The organism is Janthinobacterium sp. NKUCC08_JDC, from assembly GCF_019345575.1.
Lineage (GTDB): Bacteria > Pseudomonadota > Gammaproteobacteria > Burkholderiales > Burkholderiaceae_D > Janthinobacterium > Janthinobacterium aestuarii.
On the sequence record NZ_JAHKQW010000003.1, the window covers coordinates 1 to 19,797 of the forward strand.

The window sequence follows — 19,797 nt, forward strand, 5'->3', positions numbered from 1 at the left end:
GGGGCGTCATCGGCCTGGGCTTTGGCGGCGGCCGCCGCGGCGGCAGCGGCGGCCAGCACGGCTGCGTTGCTCACGACGGTGGTGGTGGATTGATTGCCCGTGCCACCGCCGGTCGAGCCGCCCGTGCCACCTGTGCCGCCGGTACCGCCCGTCCCCGTCCCGCCTCCGGTACCACCGGTGCCGCCTGTCCCCGTGCCGCCACCGGTGCCGCCTCCGGTGCCGGAACCGCCAGCCGCGGCGCCACCGCCTCCGCCACCGCCGGCTGCGGCGGCGACCAGGCCAAGGCCGCCGAGCGCGCCCAGCACGCCAAGTCCGCCCAGGCCGCCCGCAGCGCCAGCGCCCGCGCCGCTACCGGCGCCAGCCGATGCCCCGGCCACATCCACGACACTGCCGCTGGGGATGCCGGCAGCGCCTGCGCCTGTTCCCGCGGCGCCACCATTGTTATCGCTTTGCGGCGTGCCGAGGTCGGCACTGCCATTGCCGGCCTGGCCTGCGGCCGCGCCACTGCCACCGGCTGCCAGGGCGGCTGCCGCCACAGCGGCCGCCGCGCCCACGGCGCCGGCATTGCCGTTGGCGGCGCTTCCCGTGACTTCCACGACATTTTCAGGCGGCATGGTCGCGCTGGCATCGTCCCCTTTGATCAGTTCATCTTCGTCATACTGCTTGCGGTCGCCGTTTTTTGGGTCGACGGCTTTTTTTGCGGGCGTCGCGATCTTGGCGCCAGCGCCTTCGGCATTGACGGGAACTTGTGCTGGGTTTTGGGTGGTGGCCATTTGAAAGTCTCCGGAAAAGGTTAAGTATTCGTACAATTTTCTAAAATAATAAAAAATCAATAATCTGCTTCGATTCCTTGCTTGCTCCGGCGAGGCTTGGGCCGTGGTTGAACTCTGGTGTTTCCGATGTTGATAGTGGCAAGTAAAACATAATTGGGAAAAAAACGTTGGGGCAAAAGAACGCGATTGCGGCGATATTTAAAATGTTATTTTCATATTCGTTTTATGCGTTGCCGCTTTCCTGTATTTTGTGGCGACCGCAACTGGCTGGTCCGGCGAGACGTAACGGCAGGATGCAGCGTGTGCACGACGTATGTGCTGGCTGCCACTATGAGGATAGTTTCAATTTTGAAACTTCCAATTTCATTTTGATCACTCCCCACGGTCTTATTTTCTCTGGCGTCATGCGGGTAAATACTCACGAATTGTCACGAAACAGGTGTTTTCGGCTGAGTCTGCTGTCGTGCCCGCGTATTTCTGCGCTTTTTATCCAAAAAACCGCCTTGCTATCGAATTGCTAGTTGTTGTTTTTTAACTGTCGATTATCAAATGTGATTGGTAATAAAATACGATAGAAATAATTATTTGTAATTTTTATATCGGATTAATGCTATCGAATGAATAGTCTTGATGTGGCGATGGGGAGTTTTCATAATAACTATCGCTAAGGTAGTTATTATTTTTTGGGGCTGAATGGAGTAGAAATGAAAAACGCCCCGGCGGGCGGGGCGTTTTGTGGGGGGAGGTGATATGGCGCTGTCAGCCTTCTTCGCGCCAGCGGCGCAGGCGGATGGCGGCGTAAATCAGCGCCGCGCCTGCCGCCGCACCCAGCCAGACGGCTGGCAAGGCCAGGCTGGACCAGGAGTTGCTGAACACATCGATGCGCGTCATGTGCGATCCCCCTTCTGCCAGGGCATGCATTTGCGACAGGAGTTGCGGCTCGAACAGATACCAGCTACCGGGGAGGGTGCCCAGCAGGGCGCGTCCGATGACATTCATCTGTATCCAGCTGACATTGCTTTCCGTCTGCGTCAGCTTGCCGGCCCACACTGTCAGGATGAGCAGCAGCAGCGGCACGCCGACGGCCCACAGGAAGACTTTCGATTTGGCCCAGCTCGAGACCATCAGCAGCCAGCCGACCGTCGGCAAGGCCCACAGGCAATACACGGGCAGCAAGCCGAACACGCGCAGCGGTCCCAGGTACAGGCCGGGGGTGGCGAGCAGTTCGGCAAACACGTGGATGCCGTTGGCTGCCAGCACGCCGCTGAGTATCAGGATCAGGGCCAGCGAAGTCAGGCTGGCGGCGGCGGCCACGATGAGCGGCGCGACCAGCAGGGCGATGGCCGCTTTCGACAGCACCGTCTGCGCATCCGAGATGGGCAGCGATTTCCAGAACAGCACGCTGCGGTCGCTGCGGTCGTCATGCAGGGCGCTCAGGCAATAGAAGAACACGAGGAAACCCAGCGCCAGGAACAGCGGCGCGGCCGCGTACGTGTAGTTGTTGGCGACGGCGTCGATGATTTCCGTGCGGCGCGGGCCGAAAGTGCGGGTATTGAAGACGGTGCTCCAGGACACTTCCTCGCCATTGACGATGAGCGCCGTGCGCATCTTGGTCTTGGCGATGGTGCCTATCGTCATCAAGGCGCCCAGCACAGTCATGACGATGCCGATCAGGGCGGGTGTCCATACCAGCATGCCCTTGTGTTCCCACAGTTCACGCCGGATCAGCCATTGCAGCTTGTTGGCAGGGGAAATACTCATTGGTACGATCCTTTCATGGTCGCGACAAACAGGTCAGCCAGGCTGGGCGTGCGTACTTCGCCCAGGGCGGCCAGCTGGGTGCGGGCGACGCCGTCGAACAGCATCACCGACTTGCCGAATACGCTGCGTTCGCTGATCGGCTGCAGGGCGCGCGCCGGATTGACGTGTTGCGGGCCCACCATCACCTCGATATAGCGCTCGCCCACTTCTTCCATGCTCGAGGCCAGCACGATCTTGCCGTCGCGAATGAACATCAGGTCGCTGAGGATGTGTTCCACTTCCTCGATCTGGTGTGTGGTGATGACGATGGTCTTGTTTTCATCGAAATAGTCTTCCAGCAAGTTCTGGTAGAACTGCTTGCGGTACAGAATGTCCAGGCCCAGGGTCGGCTCGTCGAGCACCAGCAGTTTGGCGTCGATGGCCATCACCAGCGCCAGGTGCAGCTGCACCACCATGCCTTTCGACATGGCCTTGACCTTCATCTTCGGCGACAGCTTGGTGTGGGCCAGGTAGCGCTCGGCCTTGCTGCGGTCGAAACGTGGATGCACGCCAGCAACGAAATCGATGGCGTCGGCCACGCGCAGCCAGCCCGGCAGGATGGCCACGTCGGCGATGAAGCACACGTCGTCCATCAGCGCATCGCGCTGCACACGGGGATCGCGCCCCAGCACCGACAAGTCGCCTTCGAAGCCCGTCAGGCCCAGGATGGCTTTCAGGGTGGTGGTCTTGCCGGAACCGTTCGGCCCGATCAAGCCGACGATGCGTCCCGGCGCGATATCGAAGCTGATGCCATCGATGGCCACCTGCTTGCCATATTGCTTGCGCAAGCCGCGCGCGCTGATGACGCTATCCTTGTTCAATGCATTCATGCGCTCTCTCCGTGTGCGCCGCTGTCGCGGCTCGCTTGCAGCAGTTGCTCGAGGTTCAGGCCCAGTTGCGTGATGCGTTCAAGCATCGCCGGCCATTCTTCGCGCATGAAGCGCTCGCGTTCACTGGCCAGCAATTTGTCGCGGGCGCCTTCCAAGACATACATACCGAGTCCTCTGCGTTTTTCCACCAGGGCATCGTCGACCAGTTCCTGGTAGGCGCGCGACACCGTGATGGGATTCAATTGATAGTCGGCCGCCACTTGGCGCACCGAAGGCAGGGCGTCGCCGGACTGCAGCACGCCATCGAGCATCATGCCCACCACCCTGGCCTTGAGCTGGCGGTAGATGGGGCTATTGTCGTTCCATTCCGCGCTCATGGAATGCGCTCCCATAAGGGTGGTGCGGCGCGGCGCGTGAAAAATGCGGTAGGCATCGAAGCTCCGTGATGTATTGAGTTGGTGTTGTAGTTAACTATAACACTAAACCCCAAAAAATTAACACGTATTTTCAGGTCAGCCGCGCCTGCAAGTCCAGCGCATTGAACAGGGCGGCCCCGGCCGCCGTATTGTCGAAGATGCACCAATTGTCCGTCTGCGCCGATGCGTGCAATTCAGCGGCCAGCGCGGCCAGGTAATCGGCCGGGTAGTCGGAATAATATATTTTCGGGCTGCCGTGCAGGCGCACGTAGGCCACGTTGGTCGTCGGTACGTGCGGGCCTGGCTGGCCGGCGGGCGGATCGGCGCGCACGCGCGTGATGCGCTGCATCGTCAAGAGCTCGGTCGCGCCTTGCTCGAACCAGCTGGGGTGGCGCGCCTCGCACGCGAGCATGCCGTCGAAGCGTTGCCGTAGCGCAGTCAGGAAGTCAAAGGCCACGTCCGCTTCGAATCGCAGGCTGGGCGGCAGCTGCACCAGTACGCAGCCCAGCTTGTTTCCCAATTCCCCCACTTCCGATGCAAAGCGATCGAGTTCGGCCTCACCATCGCGCAAGCGCCGTTCGTGCGTGATGCTGCGCGGCAATTTCACGCTGAAGCGGAAGTGGTCGGGCACGCTGTCTGCCCAGCGCGCGTAGGTGGCGGGCTGGTGCGGGCGGTAGAACGAGCTGTTGATTTCCACGCAGTTGAGCACTTGGGCATAGCGCTGCAGGTGGCTGCCATCGAGGGGAAAGTGGCTGGCGGCGGCGCTGGAAATGCTCCAGCCGGCCGTGCCGATGTAAACAGTATGCATGGCGCCATTACAGCAAGGCCAGGCGGGCGCGGCTATCGGACAAACGCCCGTGCCGCCGTCGGCGCAGAGCTAGTCGATGATGTTGCCGTTCAGGTCGTGGCGCGTGATGTTGCCGCGCGCATCGATGGCGATCCAGCCGCCGCGCGGCGGCGTGACATCGCATTCCCAGTCGGGCAAGACATAGCGCAGGGTATGGCCGACCTGGTGCAGTGCAGGGCGGTGCGTATGGCCGTGGATCATGACGGTGCTCGCATGTTCGGCAAACACTTGCGCGACAGCATCGGGCGTGACATCCATGATGTCCATGGATTTTTCGCCATTGTGCTCGCGGCTGCTCTTGCGCAAACCGTCGATGATGGCCTTGCGCTGCGCCAGCGGCATGGACAGGAACTGTTTTTGCCAGGCGGGCTGGCGCACCATGGCGCGAAACTCCATGTATTGCACGTCTTTCGTGCATTCGGCGTCGCCGTGCAGCAGGACGATGCGCTGGCCGGCTATCGTGGCCACGTGCGGTTCGCTGAGCAGGGTGGCGCCGGCGGCAGCGGCAAAGCCGGAGCCGACGAGAAAGTCGCGGTTGCCGGCGATCCAGTAGACGTGCACGCCAGCATCGCTGACGGCGCGGATGGCGGCCGTCATGCGCGCATTGAACGGGTCTTCCAGGTCATCGTCGCCGGCCCAGTATTCAAACAGGTCGCCTAATAGATACAGCGCTTGCGCATATTGCGCATGGTGTTCCAGGAAAGAAAGAAACGCCGCGCTGGTGCGCGGGTGCGAGCTCTGCAGATGCAGGTCGGAAATAAAGAGTGCGGCAGGCATTGTCATCGTTCAACGCTCCCAAAAAGTGATGTGCATGGAGAGGCGAAAACGTTGCAATGCCTGTTATTCATGATGCTGAAGCCTGATTAAGCGGCTTCTACCTTCTCGATGATCACGTCCGTCACTGGCACGTCGGCGAACATGCCGGCGCGCGAGGTTTTCACGGCGCGGATGGCGTCGACGACTTCCTTGCCTTCGGTGACTTTACCGAACACGGCGTAGCCCCAGCCGTCTTGGCCTGGATAGTCGAGGAAGCTGTTGTTCTTGATGTTGATGAAGAACTGGGCCGATGCCGAATGCGGATCCGACGTGCGGGCCATGGCCAGCGTGTAGGTATCGTTTTTCAGGCCGTTCTTGGCTTCGTTTTCCACGGTGGTGTCGGCTGGCTTTTGTTTCATGCCTGGCTCGAAACCGCCGCCCTGGATCATGAAACCGTCGATGACGCGGTGGAAAATCGTGTTGTCGTAGTGACCGGCTTTCATGTAGGCCAGGAAGTTGGCAACCGTTTTCGGCGCTTTTTCGGCGTCCAGTTCAGCGGTGATCTTGCCCAGATTGGTGGTGATGATGACGGAGGTCATGATGATCCTTAATAAATTGGATGAATAATTGATTCAGCGGCACCAGGCAGGCCGGCGCCGCAAAAACGCTATTTTACAGTTTTGCTGGCGCGGATTTGAGTAAAGTCGCCGATTCGATCACCACGGGGGTGACCGGCACGTTCTGGTGCGGGCCCTTGTCGGCAACGGGCACGGCCTTGATCTTGTCGACCACGTCCATGCCGCTGACGACTTTGCCGAATACCGTGTAGCCGAAACCGTCGCGGCCAGGGTAGTCGAGCGCGCCATTGTCGTTGACGTTGATAAAGAATTGCGCGGTGGCCGAATGCGGGTCGCCCGTGCGTGCCATGGCGATGCTGTAAGTGACGTTTTGCAAGCCGTTCTGCGCTTCATTCTTGATCGGCGCCTTGGTGGCTTTCTGCTTCATGTTCTTGTCGAAGCCGCCGCCCTGTATCATGAAGCCGTCGATGACGCGGTGAAACACCGTGCCCTTGTAGTAACCGCTTTTGACATACTGCAAGAAATTGGCCACGCTTTGCGGCGCTTTTTCCTGGTTCAGTTCCAGCACGATCTCGCCCATGCTGGTTTTCAGGGCCACATGGGGCGTGGGGTCGAGGGCGGTCGCCGGAGCGGCTGCCACGACGGCGCTGCCCAGGGTCAGGCCGGCAAACAGGGTGCAAAAACGGGCCAGGAAAGACAGGCGTTTCGATTTGATTTCTTGCATGAAGGCGTCCTTGATCGTTATTTTTCTCTAAACTTGCTTTAATTGTAAAGAAATGAAAATTCGGTTGAACATCGTAAAAACCTGATTCATATCGGGCCAGTATGGTTTTTATCAATGTTATACTTGACCGCTAACGCCCTAATTCTAACAAACAAGAACAACAATACAGCGGGTCGTCCCGTCTCGGCGCACACGGCAGTTCTGTGGCGCGGCACCCCCGGTGTCCGCGCCTGTCTGTCGTTATGCCAGGCTGGCGGCCGCTCCACTTGCAAAGTACGATGAGCAATCTAAAGATTTACAACACCCTGGCGCGCGAGAAGCAGGTATTCGTTCCGATGGAAGCGGGCAAGGTACGCATGTACGTGTGCGGCATGACCATCTACGATTATTGCCATATCGGCCATGCGCGCATGATGATGGCGTTCGACGTCATCTACCGCTGGCTGAAAGCCTCCGGTTTCGACGTCACCTATGTGCGCAACATTACGGACATCGACGACAAGATCATCCGCCGCGCCGTGGAAAACGGCGAGACGATTTCCCAGCTGACGACGCGTTTCACCCGCTACATGGATGAAGACACGGCCGCGCTGGGCATCCTGACGCCCGACCACACGCCGCGCGCCACTGAATACGTGCCGCAGATGCTGCGCCTGATCGAGCAGCTGGAAGCGAAGGACCTCGCTTACCAGGGCGCGGACGGCGATGTGAATTATGCCGTGCGCAATTTCCCCCATTACGGCAAGCTGTCGGGCAAGTCGCTCGACGACCTGCGCGCGGGCGAACGTGTCGACGTGAACACGGGCAAGCGCGATCCGCTCGACTTCGTGCTGTGGAAGTCGTCGAAAGAGTCCGAACCGGAAGAAGTCAAATGGGATTCGAAGTGGGGCAAGGGCCGCCCGGGCTGGCATATCGAATGCTCGGCCATGTCATGCGCCTTGCTTGGTGAACAGTTCGACATCCATGGCGGTGGCGCGGACTTGCAATTCCCGCACCACGAAAACGAGATCGCCCAATCCGAAGGCGCGTTCGGCCATACCAGTGTCAATTACTGGATACATAACGGCTTCGTGCGCCTGGACAATGAAAAGATGTCCAAGTCGCTCGGCAATTTCTTCACCATCCGCGAAGTGCTGCAAAAGTTCGATGCCGAAGTCATCCGCTTCTTCATCCTGCGCGCGCACTACCGCAGCCCCCTCAATTACTCGGACGTGCACCTCGATGATGCGCGCCTGTCCCTGACCCGCTTGTACACGGCGCTGGCCGACGTGGTGGTGGAAGAGGGCGCCATCGACTGGAACGAAGCGCATGCCGTGCGCGTGCGCGAAGCGATGGATGACGATTTCAACACGCCGCTGGCCGTGGCCGCCCTGTTCGACCTGGCAACAGAAGTCAACAAGAGCAAGTCGCCGGTTCTGGCGCGTCAATTGAAGGGCCTGGCGGGCGTGTTCGGCTTGCTGGAACGCACGCCGCAGCAATTCCTGCAAGCAACTGTCGGCGCCGCCGCTGGCGGCCAGGACGAAGCGGCCGGCATCGAAGCGGCCATCGCGGCGCGCAGCGCGGCGAAAAAGGCGCGCGACTTTGCGCAGTCCGACAAGATCCGCGCCGACTTGCTGGCGGCGGGCATCATTCTTGAAGACAAGCCTGACGGCTCGACCAACTGGCGCCGCGCATGATGCCAACGTCCAGGGAAAACGGGGAAGCGCCAGTAGTTGCGCAGGTGATCCAGGTGCCACATTACTGGGAAGAGGCGAAGATCGAGCTGATGAAGCGCGACCGCATCATGAAAAAGCTCATCCCGCAATTTGGCGACCTGCACCTGGTTGGCCACAGCGACCCGTTTACGACCCTGGCCCGTTCGCTGGTGGGGCAGCAGATCACGCCCAAGGCGGCCGATGCTGCCTGGAAAAAGCTGCTGCTCGCTTGCCCGAAATGCACGCCGTCGCAAGTATTGAAGGCAGGCGCCGAGCAGCTGTCCGCTTGCGGCTTGTCCAAACGCAAGACCGAATACATCCTCGACCTGGCCGACCATTTCAAGGCCAAACGCGTGCACGCGAGCCAGTGGGATCAGATGGATGACGAAGCCGTCATCGCCGAACTGGTGCAAATCCGCGGCATCGGCCGCTGGACAGCCGAGATGTTTCTGATATTTAATCTGCTCCGGCCGAATGTCTTGCCGCTCGACGACCCCGGTTTGATCCAGGGCATCAGCGTCAATTATTTCTCCGGTGAACCAGTTTCCCGCAGCGATGCGCGCGAAGTTTCCGCCAATTGGGAACCGTGGCGCACCGTGGCGACGTGGTATTTGTGGCGCAGTCTCGACCCTGCAGCCGCCCCTGCCGCACCCGATGCAGCCCCCGGCGCACCAGCCGGTACGGTAAAATAAACATAGATGACGCCGCGCGCCCTGGCGCCGTGGCCGGTAAAACCTGGAGGTACAATGACTAAAACGACTTTCCTCAATTTTGAACAGCCGATCGCGGAACTCGATTCCAAGATCGAAGAGTTGCGCTTCGTGCAAGACGATTCGGCCGTCGATATCTCGGAAGAGATCGACCGCCTGGCCAAGAAGAGCCAGCAGCTGACCAAAGATATCTACGCCAAGCTGACCCCTTGGCAAGTGGCGCAGATCGCGCGCCACCCGCAGCGCCCCTACACCATGGATTACGTGAATGAGATCTTTACCGATTTCCACGAATTGCATGGCGACCGCAGCTACGCGGACGATCTGTCCGTCGTGGGCGGCCTGGCCCGTTTCAACGGCCAGCCTTGCATGGTCATCGGCCACCAGAAGGGCCGCGACACGAAAGAGCGCGCCATGCGCAATTTCGGCATGCCGAAACCGGAAGGCTACCGCAAGGCCATGCGCCTGATGAAAGTGGCTGAAAAGTTCAACTTGCCGATCTTCACCTTCGTCGACACGCCAGGCGCCTTCCCCGGCATCGATGCGGAAGAGCGCGGCCAGTCGGAAGCCATCGGCCACAATCTGTACGTGATGGCCGAACTGAAAGTGCCGCTGATCGCCACCATCATCGGTGAAGGCGGTTCCGGCGGCGCGCTGGCCATTGCCGTGGGCGACGCCGTGCTGATGCTGCAATACTCGACCTATGCCGTGATCTCGCCGGAAGGCTGCGCCTCGATCCTGTGGAAGAGCGCCGAGCGCGCCTCCGACGCGGCCGAAGCGCTGGGCCTGACCGCCCACCGCCTGAAAGCCATGGGCCTGATCGACAAGATCATCAACGAACCGCTGGGCGGCGCCCACCGCGATCCGAAGCAGATGGCCACCTTGCTCAAGCGCGCACTGGCCGACACCCTGCGCCAGTTCCACGGCATGAAAACCAAGGACCTGCTGGCCGCGCGCCATGAAAAACTGCTGAGCTACGGCAAGTTCAAGGAAACGACGCCGAGCGAGTAAGGCTGGGGTCAGACCCGTCGGGTCTGACCCCAAATGTAAGCCAACATAGCATTCAAACACCAGGGACAGCCAGCTAAACGAACCCATCCGTTTAGCAGCCTGTCCCTCTTTGCATTCCCGGAGTCCTGATTGAAAAAGCAACAAACCGCCACCGTCGCCGATATCTTTGCCCATGCGCTGGACGCCTGCGGACCCCAAGCCGGCGAGACGGTCGGCATTGCCCTCAGCGGCGGCCTCGATTCCTCGGCTCTGCTGCACCTGGCGCATGCCTGGGCGCAAGAGCACGGCGTGTTTCTTTACGCGTTTCACGTGCACCACGGCCTGAGCCCGAACGCGGACGCGTGGCTGGCCCACTGCGAACAATTGTGCGCCGGCATGGGCATCGCTTTCGAGGCGCGCAAGGTCACCCTGGAGAAAAATGCGAAGACGGGCACGGAAGAGGCGGCCCGCAAGCGCCGTTACGCGGCCCTGGGCGAGCTGTGCGCCGCGCACGGCGTGCGCCTGCTGCTCACTGCCCATCACCAGGATGATCAGGCGGAAACCGTGCTGCTGCAATTGCTGCGCGGCTCAGGCACGGCGGGCTTGTCCGGCATGGATGGCGCCAACAGCGCGCCCGAGCTGCTGGGCAATCCGGACCTCGTGATGGCGCGCCCCTTGCTGCCCGTGTCGCGCAAACAGCTGGAAAGCTACGTGGAAAAACATGCGATCGCGCACATCCATGACGAATCGAACGACGATCCCCGCTTTGCCCGCAATGCCCTGCGGCACCAGGTGATGCCCGTGCTGGCGCAGGCCTTTCCCGGTTTCCAGGAACGTTTCGCCCGCAGCGCCCAGCATGCGCAATCGGCGCAGCGCCTGCTGACGGAACTGGCGACGCAGGATTTGGCGGCGTGCCTCGATGGCGATTGCATCGAACTGGCGAAATTGCGCGAGCTGAGCGCGGACCGCTGCTACAACCTGCTGCGCCACTGGTTCGGCACGCGCGGCTTGCGCATGCCGTCGACGGCGTGGCTGGCGGAAATGCTGGCGCAAATGCTGGAAGCGCGGCCCGATGCGCAATTGCTGGTCACGCATCCCGAATGCCACGTGCGGCGCCACCGCGACCGGTTGTACCTGACGCCGAAGCTCGATGACCTGGCCGGCATGCGCGACAAGAGCGATGCGGGCATTCCCGGCCTGGAAAAAGCCAGCCAGGAATTTGTGTGGAAAGGCGAGGCCAGCCTGGCCTTTCCCGCGTATGGCGGCGTGCTGCATTTCGATGCGGTGGAAGAGGGCGGCCAGGGTATCGATATTGCCTGGCTGCAGTCTCAAACCTTGACCATCGATTTCCGCCAGGGTGGCGAGCGCTTGAAACTGGCCTTGAACCGTCCCACGAAGAGCTTGAAATACCATTACCAGGCGTTTGACGTGCCCGCCTGGGAGCGCGAACGCCTGCCGCTTGTCTGTGCGGCGCAACAATTGCTGTTCGCGGCCGGTATTGGCCTCGATTGCCATTGCCTGAGTCTGCTGGATCGTCCCCGCGTCACCTTGCGCTGGGTCTCCTGCTGAGCGCAGGGGCAGCCGCCACGGCCACTCCCGGGGTGGCCGCCAAGCGGCCGCCCAAGCCAGCTGGACTGCATGGATTGGTTATTTCCATATGCGCAATCGGTATGAGCTAATGCGCTTTTTAGCTTGTTATTTTGCATTGCGGCATGTAGAGTAAAGCCCTCCTTTTTTATTCTTCTTGAGCGGAAACTTCACTCTTATGGCTTTAATCGTCCACAAATATGGCGGTACGTCGATGGGCTCGACTGACCGTATCAAGAATGTCGCCAAGCGCGTTGCCAAGTGGCACGACGCTGGGCATCAAATCGTGGTGGTGCCATCCGCCATGTCGGGCGAAACCAACCGCCTGATTGGACTGGCCAAGGAAATCATGGATCAACCCGATCCCCGTGAACTTGACATGATCGCCTCGACAGGCGAACAAGTGTCCGTCGGCCTATTGTCGATGGCACTGCTGGCGATCGGCAAACAAGCCGTATCCTATGCTGGCTGGCAAGTCGCGATCAAGACCGATTCCGCCTTTACCAAGGCACGCATCCAGTCGATCGATGACGAAAAAGTCAAACGCGACCTCGATGCGGGCAAGATTGTCATCATTACCGGTTTCCAGGGCGTCGACGAACACGACAACATCGCGACTCTGGGCCGCGGCGGTTCGGACACCTCGGCCGTGGCGATCGCCGCCGCCATGAAGGCGGCCGAATGTCTGATCTTCACGGACGTCGACGGCGTCTACACGACCGACCCGCGCGTGGTCTCCGAGGCGCGCCGCCTGAAGACCATCACCTTTGAAGAAATGCTGGAACTGGCTTCGCTGGGCTCCAAAGTGCTGCAAACGCGTTCGGTGGAATTCGCCGGCAACTACCGCGTGCCCACGCGCGTGCTGTCGTCGCTGACCGACCCGATGTTGCCGCTGGAAATAGAAGCCAATTCAGGCACCCTGATTTCGTTTGAGGAAGATACAAACATGGAACAAGCAGTCATCTCCGGCATCGCCTTTAACCGCGATGAAGCCAAAATCACCGTGCTCGGCGTGCCCGACCGTCCAGGCGTGGCCTACCACATCCTGGGACCGGTGGCGGACGCGAACATCGAAGTCGACATGATCATACAGAATCAGTCGGTCGACGGTAAAACGGACTTCACCTTCACCGTCTCGCGCGGCGAATATACGCGCGCGCTGGCCGTGCTGGAAGCGAACCGCGAATCGCTGGGCGCGGCCAGCATTACGGGCGACGCGAAAGTGTCGAAACTGTCCGTCGTCGGCGTGGGCATGCGCAGCCACGTTGGCGTCGCATCGCAAATGTTCCGTACCCTGTCGGAAGAGGGCATCAACATCATGATGATCTCCACTTCCGAGATCAAGATCTCCGTGCTGATCGACGAAAAGTACATGGAACTGGCCGTGCGCGCGCTGCATAAAGCGTTCGAGCTGGAAAAAGCTTAAATATCCAAAAATATTGCCCCACGCCCTTGACCAAAGGGGGGGCAATCGATATTATGACGTTCGTCGCTGCAGCGCAGTTAGCTACAGAGACATAGTTGAGTAATCAGCTAGGAGACGTGGCCGAGTGGCCGAAGGCACATCCCTGCTAAGGATGCATACGGCTTATACCTGTATCGTGGGTTCGAATCCCACCGTCTCCGCCAGTTTTCTGAAAAAGCCCCTGTGAAGGGGCTTTTTCTTTTTCCCCTACCCACATCTCTACCCCCATTACGATTTTGCCGCTGGCCCCTGCGCTTCAGCGATAATTTTGTCTTGCCAGTCGGCGATCGCGGTCGAATCCCACACCACCGCGCGTGGGCCCAGGCTGATTGGTGCAGGGAAGGTGCCCTTCTTGATACGGTCGTAGATGGCCGTTCGCTGGATGCCGACGATGTCGATCACCGAGGGCAGGCGCAGGAATTTTCGTACTTCGGTCGTGGTGTTCATGATGTGCTTTCCAGTTGTTTCAGGGGTTTGATCAGGTCGAGCTGGCGCGGGTCGCTTTTGTCCAGCACGTAGATGTAGGTCATGCCGGCCGGCGAGCGGTCGTCGCAATCCGGCTGGTCGTTGGCGACGGCCAGCGCGGCGGCCGTCGAGCAAACGCCCACGGACCGCTCGAACAGGCAGCCTTCGCAGCTGGGCGCGGTCGCTTCCTGCGCCTTGTAGCGCACGGTAGACGGGTTGACCGGCTCGTCACGCTCGCCGCGCCATTTATCGCTGGTGATGCATTTCGTCATGGTGCGCTCCGGACGCAGGTGATGCAGCGGCCGTACTGGCGCAGCTGGCGCGCCGTAGTGGCCTTGCCGCAGGCGCAGCGCTTGCGGATCAAGGAATACACTGGTCCCTTGTTATTTGCTTGATGCTGGCGTTCGACGCGGGCGAGGTCGTACATCATGCGACCCTCGCAATCTCGCGCTCATGCACGAAGTTGGCGAGGATCAAGGCCTTGGCCATGGGCGGGCAAACCGAATTGCCGCACATGCGCACCTGAGCGCTCTTCGTCAGTTTCAGTCCCTGCGCCGGGTCGTCGCCGATGATGTAATCGTCGGGGAAGCCCTGGGCCCGGAACAGTTCGCGCGGCTGCAGCATGCGCAGGCCGATATCCACGATCTGGTAATCCTGGCCATGGATCGTCACCAGGCCGAAACGATCTCGGCTGGTGACGGTCGCCAGCGGGTCTTCCAGCCCTTGCGACTGATCGGTGCCGTAATAGGCCAGCAGGAACGAGCGCACCTCGGCGTGGTGCTGGCCGCCGGCGCTGACCGTGCCCAGCGGCTCGTCGGTGCTGGCCGCCGTGCTGGTGCCGCGCAGCTTGACCAAATTGCTCGTGACGATACCCATGGCATTACCGGTGCCGGGCCGGGCCTGCTGGCCGCCAGCCGTCACCGTGTGTAATGGTTCATCGAGGGGGCTGCCGGTAGCGCCCGTGCGGAACTTCGTGATGTGTGCCGACACCATGCTGAAATGGCCGCCCTTGACCTGGGCGCAGATGGTACGCAGCGGCTCGTCGGCCGGCATCACGCGCTGATTGCTCGCGTTGGCATGCTCGGTCAAGAATGCCGTCACCAGGCTGTGGTGGTCGCATGCGGTGACCGTACCGATAGGATCGGTCAGGTCCGAGCCCACGACGCCCGTGTAATGCTTGGCCAGGAAGGCTGTAGCTACCGCCTGATTGCCCGCGGCAGTGATAGTCGGAACGGGCATATCAGCGCCCGCGCCAGGGTGGCCGGTGGTATTGGTCATGACGAATGGCGCAAGCTCGGCCTCGATCAGCGCATGCTTCGCGGCCGCGCCCACCACCGTGCCCAGCGGCTTCTCAATATCCAGCGCGCGCGGCGCCTGGCCCTGACGCTCGCCGTAGCCCACCTGTACTAGCGTGGCCACGCCCAGCGCCTTCTCGCCGCGATGCGCGCCAGTGATGGTACGGAACGGTTCGCCGATGGATTCGGTACGGTCGCCGCCCTGGTGTGTTACCGGGACGATGGTCGGCAGCACCACGGCACGGTGGTTTTCAGTCGTCAGCGTGCCGAATGGCTGATTGGCCGACACCGGCTTGCCGCCATAGATCGGGCCACCCTGGCCGACGATGAACGGATCAGCCGCATCGACCACGTAGCGCATGATGCCCTTGGCGATGCGGCGCAGTGTGGCAGGCGCCAGCGGTTTGTCGCGCTCGAAGATCGACGGGCACGGCAGGCTGAAATCGATGCACTCGGCCGCCGTGCGGTACGGCAGCAGCTTGCCGGCGCGCACGCCGATGCTGTCGGGCGCGCCATGGGTCGGCTCAGGCCACTTGATGGCGATGCCGTCGCGGCGCGCTACCAGAAAGAAGCGCTTGCGGATGGTGGGCGTGTCGTGGTCGCAACCGCGCATTTCGCGGTAGTCGACGGTGTAGCCGTGCGCGCGCAGCTGGCGGATGAAGCTGTCGAAGGTCTTGCCCTTCTTGGCCGGATCCGGCTTGGCGCTGCCGTCGGCCTCGACCAGCAGCGGGCCCCACGTTTTGAATTCCTCGACGTTTTCCAGCATGATGACGCGCGGCTTGCACTTGGCCGCCCAGCGCAGCGTCACCCAGGCCAAGCCACGGATGCGCTTTTCGACGGGCTTACCGCCCTTGGCCTTGCTGAAATGCTTGCAGTCCGGCGACAGCCAGACCAGGCCGACGGGGCGATTGTTCGTGACCTTTATCGGGTCGACGTCCCATACGCTCTCGCACAGGTGCGTGGTGTGCGGGTGGTTCGCCGCGTGCATGGCCAGCGCTTCGGGGTCATGGTTGATGGCGATATCGACCGGGCGGCCGAATGCCTGCTCCAGCCCAGTGCTGGTCCCGCCGCCGCCGGCGAAGTTATCGATGATCAGCTCGTTGCCCAGGTCGAGCGCCATGGTGAAGAGGTCGCGCTTCATGGGCGCACCTCTGCTGGATTGCGACGAACCACCAACACCGGCATGGCGCCCGCCACGCCGCGGAAGTGCGGCGCAGCTACTTGGCCCTGCTGCACTGGCTTAATGCCCAGCATGGCCTCGCGTGACGCGTCCTTGAGCTCGTAGAGGATGCCGGACACGCGCACGTGGCCTTGGATGCCGCGCGCGAAGATAATACGCAGGCGGTGCTCGATGCCAGCTTCCTCGATATCGAAGCCGGCGCGCTCGGCGATGTGGTAGAAGGTGCCGGGGCCAGCGATCAGCGCCTGCAGCAGGGCGTAGGAGCGGCTGTCTAATTTTCGCAGCGGCAAGCGCTTCATGCTGCTACTCCTTCAGGAGCGGTCTGCAATTTCGATGCGTCGTACTGCTCGATGCCCCAAGCCAGCGCGTAGCAACACCAGAGGAAGCGGTGCGAATAATCCTCGCTATCCACCTCGTAAAAATCGGGGAACACCTGCTTGCCGTTCCAAACAAAATCCCGCGCCGCGCGGTAGGCCGCGTCGGGGCCATCGTCGGATTGATCCAGTACTTCGGATTGGAGCTCATCGCGCAGACCATGCCCAAGCTTTCCAGTCAGCCCCCGTTGCTCAACCCAGTCCATGACATTCGCCCTGAATTTCTCGGCCGAGTATTTCCGGTAGCCATCGCGATCTGTCGCCTGAAGCTTTTCGCCCCAGTACGAAAGGTTGACCGCCAACTTGGCGCCGTTGCGTTTTTTGTACTCCCGATCTGCGCGGAAGAACTCAAACATGTCGGTCAGTCGCTGAAACACGTAGGTGCCCATGTCGCCGGTGTAGCAGAGGTAGCCCGGCCAGGTGATCAGGTCGAAGTGCATGCAGCTCGTGCCCGGCTTGGCGAACCGGATATGTCGACTCACGCCGTCTTCACGGATCACGGTCATCGCATGCTCGGCGACGTCGCGCAGGAATTGCTCTTCAGGTAGGCGCTTCATGCTGCGCCTCGCTCGGCTTGCAGCCAGGATGGCAGCGGCTGCGTGATATCCCGCACTGGCCGCAGCGGCATGACGATTGCAAGGAAGTCAGGCGCGACGTCAATGTGGGCGACCGTGCATTTGTTGACATCGCCGTTGACGTTGAAGAAGTGCAGCCCGTCGAGGCCGACGCGGCTGGAATTTGAGGTCAGTGCCTTGCGAGCGCTGTTGGCGGCGCGTGCCAGTTTCTTCAATAGCCTGCCGCTGATGCACGACACGAGGCCTGGGCGCAGGTCTTCAGCGGCCGGTACGACCTTTTCAAAGCGGGGAAAGGCAGTTTGCGAATCGATTACAGGGTTGCCCGCCTGGATGCACACCTCATTGCCGCACTGGTCGAGTACGGTGAGGCGCCCGTGGCGCAGCACCACCACCCGCTCAGCATCGATCTGTTCGGTGCACGCCGCCATAACTTTGCTACCGAAGGACAGCGTGACCTCTTGCGAGCACACGCCGGCCAGGTCGCGGTACACGCCCAATATGTGGCCGTTGGTGGCGCAGATGGTCACGCCGCCGCCTGCCAACGGACGAACATTGATACCGTTAAGGTAATAACGAATGTCGCCTTGCGCCACAAAATGGGCCACGATCGGAAGGAACTTAGCGGTCAGCACCAGGCTGTCGTGCTCGGCGCCCGGCGAGCTGGTCGCCGGCGTGCCCACCGGCAGCTGGTCAGGAGTCTTGGTCGACGCGCTCACAGGGCACCGCCTTTCACATCCAGTAACTGCTGGAGATCGCGCTCAAGGTGAGTGCGCGTGATGATGGCGCAGTTGGCCTGGATGCGGCGGGCCGTCTCGATGCTGGTGAGGCGGTCGATCTCGGCCTGCGAAGACACGCTGCCGGCGCCCCAGCCCAGAATCAGCACGGACACCAGGATGATGGCCGCGCTGGCCGCTGGCTCGATTTCGCCCAAGGTCATGGCCAGGCTGCCGGTGATGGCGCCGATGATGGCCACAGCGATCAGCAGGTAGATGTTGATCTTGAATTTCATGCTGCACCGCCTTCCAGCGCTGCGAGGGCGGTCTTGAAGTTGAAGCGGGACATGCGAGCGTCGGCCTGGGCCTGATCCATGCCCCAGTTGTGCATGAACATGGCGCGGATCTCGGCGACGAGCTCGCTGTCCTCGGGCCACAGTTCGGCGTCGAGCAGGTTGTCGGCGATGACATCGATTGCCGAAGCTGGCGCGGCGCTGGTCACGAAGGGGATGGCAACGTGCATTTTGTGCAAGTCGGCAGTGCTGGTGGTGTGTGACATTTTCTCTCCATCGGTTGAGGTGGTGCGTCGATGGATTGAACTATACGCGAATGAATAGACATGTCAATACGCGAATGGATAGTTTGTGTGAAAAAAAAGCCATTCGTGAATGGCTTTTTTGTTTTTGATTCGGGTGATGCTAGATGATATCTTTGCCGTTGACCGTGAGTTGAGTGATCGTTCCCGTCGATAAAACACCTATACAACTAGCAGACATCTGCTCTTTGCCACCGAAGCCATTTTGAAATTCGAATGCCCCGCGCGGCCAGGCAAAATAGAATTCATCTGCTGCCGTCCCATAATTTTTCGCATACGGCGGCAGTTCTGCCCCGCCATGTGCGGCTGTACTCTTTATTGCATATTGGCATTTAACAAGCGCCTCTGCGAGAGCTCGTTTGCGAAGCTTGTCTGGTGAAGGATTGGCAATGCTCCAGATAATGACGGCAACTGAACCGACAATTCCGCATATGCAAATTAGCCCGATCCACTGTCCGATCGACAGAGTTGTTGTCGGCGCGGCGGGCGAGGTAGTCTTGCTTTTAGATGCTTTTCCTGCGTGCAAATGGCCGAGGCGGCTGTCGGCAACAGGCTCTACTGGCCCTTGGCAAATTGGGCATTTGCTAAGACCTCGGACCGTGATGTGCGCTTTACAGTTGGCGCATTTTACTCCTGCCATTTTTTCTCCGATGATTATATGCGGTCACTTTCCTTACGAATAACGCGGCCGACAATGATGCACTCACCACTGCGGCAGGATTTTCGATGGAACCGTCTTTGATCGGTGTTGTCTGATGTAAGCCACCATTCGCCCGAATCGCGCACTAATCTTTTAATAACTGCTTCGCCTTCGTAGTTGATCGCATACACCATGCCATCTACGAGTTTCGTGTCTGCCGTATTTATGACAACTAGATCGCCTTCGCCGAGCCCTGGTTCCATGCTTTCCCCTTTGACGGTCAAGGCAAGTAGTTTGCTCGGGATGTATCCGTTGCGGTCCGCCCAGTTGCGCGGCACGCTCAGCTTGCTTCCGTCATAGATTTCTGGGACGGTCTGGAAGCCAGTAAGGCCAGCTGATAGGCTAAGTTTCACCTTGGGTATTTCGTAAAAATCTGGGTCATTTGGGCCGGCCGTAACTACCTCATGGTAGACCGTTGGAGCTTCTTGCACACTGGCGGTGCGACTCATGTTTCCAGTGCCGTCGAGAAGCCACTCGAACGCGACGTTGCAGGCTTGCGCGAGCTTGGAAAGCGTCTGAGTTTCAGGACCGCGCTTACCCACCCCTTTGAGAATTCGATTTATTGTCGGTTGAGGAACACCTGACGCGCGCGCGAGCGCACTTTGCGAGTCGTAACCCGCTGCCTTCATCGCTTCGTCTAATCGGCTTGCTATATCCATAATCCAATATACGTCTATGTATAGTTTAGGCACAAGTGCCTATTCATTCGGGTATTGCGCATCTATCCATT

At 60.4% G+C, this 19,797-nt stretch carries 23 protein-coding genes, 1 tRNA gene and 1 pseudogene; 6 read left to right on the plus strand and 19 right to left on the minus strand.

The genetic code is table 11. The features are described from left to right. From KO538_RS09765 to KO538_RS09800, 8 genes and pseudogenes are all read right to left on the minus strand, one after another. Positions 1–773 (minus strand): annotated as a pseudogene (locus tag KO538_RS09765) (hypothetical protein); the annotation flags it as partial. 759 nt (positions 774–1,532) lie between these two features. After that, complete coding sequence (locus KO538_RS09770) at positions 1,533–2,534, minus strand: hypothetical protein (protein WP_219328174.1); 1,002 nt, start codon at positions 2,532–2,534, stop codon at positions 1,533–1,535. Next, entirely contained in the window at positions 2,531–3,403 is an 873-nt protein-coding gene (locus tag KO538_RS09775) for an ABC transporter ATP-binding protein (protein WP_034756930.1), read from the minus strand. The genes KO538_RS09770 and KO538_RS09775 overlap by 4 nt, the downstream gene beginning before the upstream one ends. After that, entirely contained in the window at positions 3,400–3,780 is a 381-nt protein-coding gene (locus tag KO538_RS09780; RefSeq protein WP_139091276.1) for a GntR family transcriptional regulator, read from the minus strand. Before KO538_RS09780 ends, KO538_RS09775 begins: the two co-directional genes overlap by 4 nt. Before the next feature lie 130 nt (positions 3,781–3,910). Next, positions 3,911–4,627: a DUF72 domain-containing protein gene (locus KO538_RS09785; RefSeq protein ID WP_219328175.1), complete on the minus strand. Its 717-nt coding sequence runs from the start codon at positions 4,625–4,627 to the stop codon at positions 3,911–3,913. Between the two features lie 69 nt (positions 4,628–4,696). Next, the gene (locus KO538_RS09790) at positions 4,697–5,443 is read right to left on the minus strand and encodes a UDP-2,3-diacylglucosamine diphosphatase (protein ID WP_083292839.1); all 747 of its coding nucleotides are present in this window, start codon (positions 5,441–5,443) and stop codon (positions 4,697–4,699) included. Between the two features lie 86 nt (positions 5,444–5,529). Continuing rightward, a complete protein-coding gene (locus tag KO538_RS09795) occupies positions 5,530–6,021 on the minus strand; it encodes a peptidylprolyl isomerase (RefSeq protein WP_034756945.1) in 492 nt (163 codons plus the stop codon). 73 nt (positions 6,022–6,094) lie between these two features. Then, positions 6,095–6,724, minus strand: a complete 630-nt coding sequence (locus KO538_RS09800) for a peptidylprolyl isomerase (RefSeq protein WP_219328176.1) — start codon at positions 6,722–6,724, stop codon at positions 6,095–6,097. 278 nt (positions 6,725–7,002) lie between these two features. Here KO538_RS09800 and cysS point away from each other — a divergent pair, with 278 nt between their 5' ends. The 6 genes from cysS to KO538_RS09830 all read left to right on the plus strand — a co-directional run bounded on the left by cysS (position 7,003) and on the right by KO538_RS09830 (position 13,334). Continuing rightward, complete coding sequence (gene cysS / locus KO538_RS09805; protein ID WP_219328177.1) at positions 7,003–8,400, plus strand: cysteine--tRNA ligase; 1,398 nt, start codon at positions 7,003–7,005, stop codon at positions 8,398–8,400. Next, a complete protein-coding gene (locus tag KO538_RS09810; RefSeq protein WP_219328453.1) occupies positions 8,400–9,110 on the plus strand; it encodes a DNA-3-methyladenine glycosylase in 711 nt (236 codons plus the stop codon). The genes cysS and KO538_RS09810 overlap by 1 nt, the downstream gene beginning before the upstream one ends. 54 nt (positions 9,111–9,164) lie before the next feature. Further along, on the plus strand, positions 9,165–10,139 hold the full coding sequence (locus tag KO538_RS09815) for an acetyl-CoA carboxylase carboxyltransferase subunit alpha (RefSeq protein WP_034756951.1): 975 nt from the start codon (positions 9,165–9,167) through the stop codon (positions 10,137–10,139). A 129-nt stretch (positions 10,140–10,268) separates the two neighbouring features. Further along, on the plus strand, positions 10,269–11,687 hold the full coding sequence (gene tilS / locus KO538_RS09820) for a tRNA lysidine(34) synthetase TilS (protein WP_219328178.1): 1,419 nt from the start codon (positions 10,269–10,271) through the stop codon (positions 11,685–11,687). 196 nt (positions 11,688–11,883) lie between these two features. Then, positions 11,884–13,131: an aspartate kinase gene (locus KO538_RS09825; RefSeq protein WP_035817435.1), complete on the plus strand. Its 1,248-nt coding sequence runs from the start codon at positions 11,884–11,886 to the stop codon at positions 13,129–13,131. Positions 13,132–13,241: 110 nt separating this feature from the next. Further along, positions 13,242–13,334 (plus strand) — tRNA-Ser (locus KO538_RS09830). A 64-nt stretch (positions 13,335–13,398) separates the two neighbouring features. On the opposite strand, the gene KO538_RS09835 is transcribed toward KO538_RS09830, so the two are convergent. From KO538_RS09835 to KO538_RS09885, 11 genes are all read right to left on the minus strand, one after another. Then, on the minus strand, positions 13,399–13,617 hold the full coding sequence (locus KO538_RS09835; protein WP_219328179.1) for an AlpA family transcriptional regulator: 219 nt from the start codon (positions 13,615–13,617) through the stop codon (positions 13,399–13,401). Then, entirely contained in the window at positions 13,614–13,907 is a 294-nt protein-coding gene (locus KO538_RS09840; protein WP_070345411.1) for a hypothetical protein, read from the minus strand. The genes KO538_RS09835 and KO538_RS09840 overlap by 4 nt, the downstream gene beginning before the upstream one ends. Next, positions 13,904–14,065 (minus strand): hypothetical protein, encoded by a 162-nt coding sequence (locus tag KO538_RS09845; protein ID WP_219328180.1) that lies wholly within the window; start codon positions 14,063–14,065, stop codon positions 13,904–13,906. Before KO538_RS09845 ends, KO538_RS09840 begins: the two co-directional genes overlap by 4 nt. After that, on the minus strand, positions 14,062–16,071 hold the full coding sequence (locus KO538_RS09850) for a DNA cytosine methyltransferase (protein ID WP_219328181.1): 2,010 nt from the start codon (positions 16,069–16,071) through the stop codon (positions 14,062–14,064). The genes KO538_RS09845 and KO538_RS09850 overlap by 4 nt, the downstream gene beginning before the upstream one ends. Next, positions 16,068–16,409 carry a hypothetical protein gene (locus KO538_RS09855; RefSeq protein WP_219328182.1) on the minus strand — a complete coding sequence of 114 codons (342 nt, stop codon included), beginning with the start codon at positions 16,407–16,409 and terminating at the stop codon, positions 16,068–16,070. Before KO538_RS09855 ends, KO538_RS09850 begins: the two co-directional genes overlap by 4 nt. Next, positions 16,406–17,041: a hypothetical protein gene (locus KO538_RS09860; RefSeq protein ID WP_219328183.1), complete on the minus strand. Its 636-nt coding sequence runs from the start codon at positions 17,039–17,041 to the stop codon at positions 16,406–16,408. The genes KO538_RS09855 and KO538_RS09860 overlap by 4 nt, the downstream gene beginning before the upstream one ends. Beyond that, positions 17,038–17,775: a hypothetical protein gene (locus tag KO538_RS09865; protein WP_219328184.1), complete on the minus strand. Its 738-nt coding sequence runs from the start codon at positions 17,773–17,775 to the stop codon at positions 17,038–17,040. Before KO538_RS09865 ends, KO538_RS09860 begins: the two co-directional genes overlap by 4 nt. Then, complete coding sequence (locus tag KO538_RS09870; RefSeq protein WP_219328185.1) at positions 17,772–18,068, minus strand: hypothetical protein; 297 nt, start codon at positions 18,066–18,068, stop codon at positions 17,772–17,774. The genes KO538_RS09865 and KO538_RS09870 overlap by 4 nt, the downstream gene beginning before the upstream one ends. Further along, entirely contained in the window at positions 18,065–18,331 is a 267-nt protein-coding gene (locus KO538_RS09875; protein ID WP_219328186.1) for a hypothetical protein, read from the minus strand. Before KO538_RS09875 ends, KO538_RS09870 begins: the two co-directional genes overlap by 4 nt. A 139-nt stretch (positions 18,332–18,470) precedes the next feature. After that, complete coding sequence (locus tag KO538_RS09880) at positions 18,471–19,007, minus strand: hypothetical protein (protein ID WP_219328187.1); 537 nt, start codon at positions 19,005–19,007, stop codon at positions 18,471–18,473. Between the two features lie 14 nt (positions 19,008–19,021). Beyond that, entirely contained in the window at positions 19,022–19,726 is a 705-nt protein-coding gene (locus KO538_RS09885) for an XRE family transcriptional regulator (protein ID WP_219328188.1), read from the minus strand. Positions 19,727–19,797: the final 71 nt, after the last annotated feature.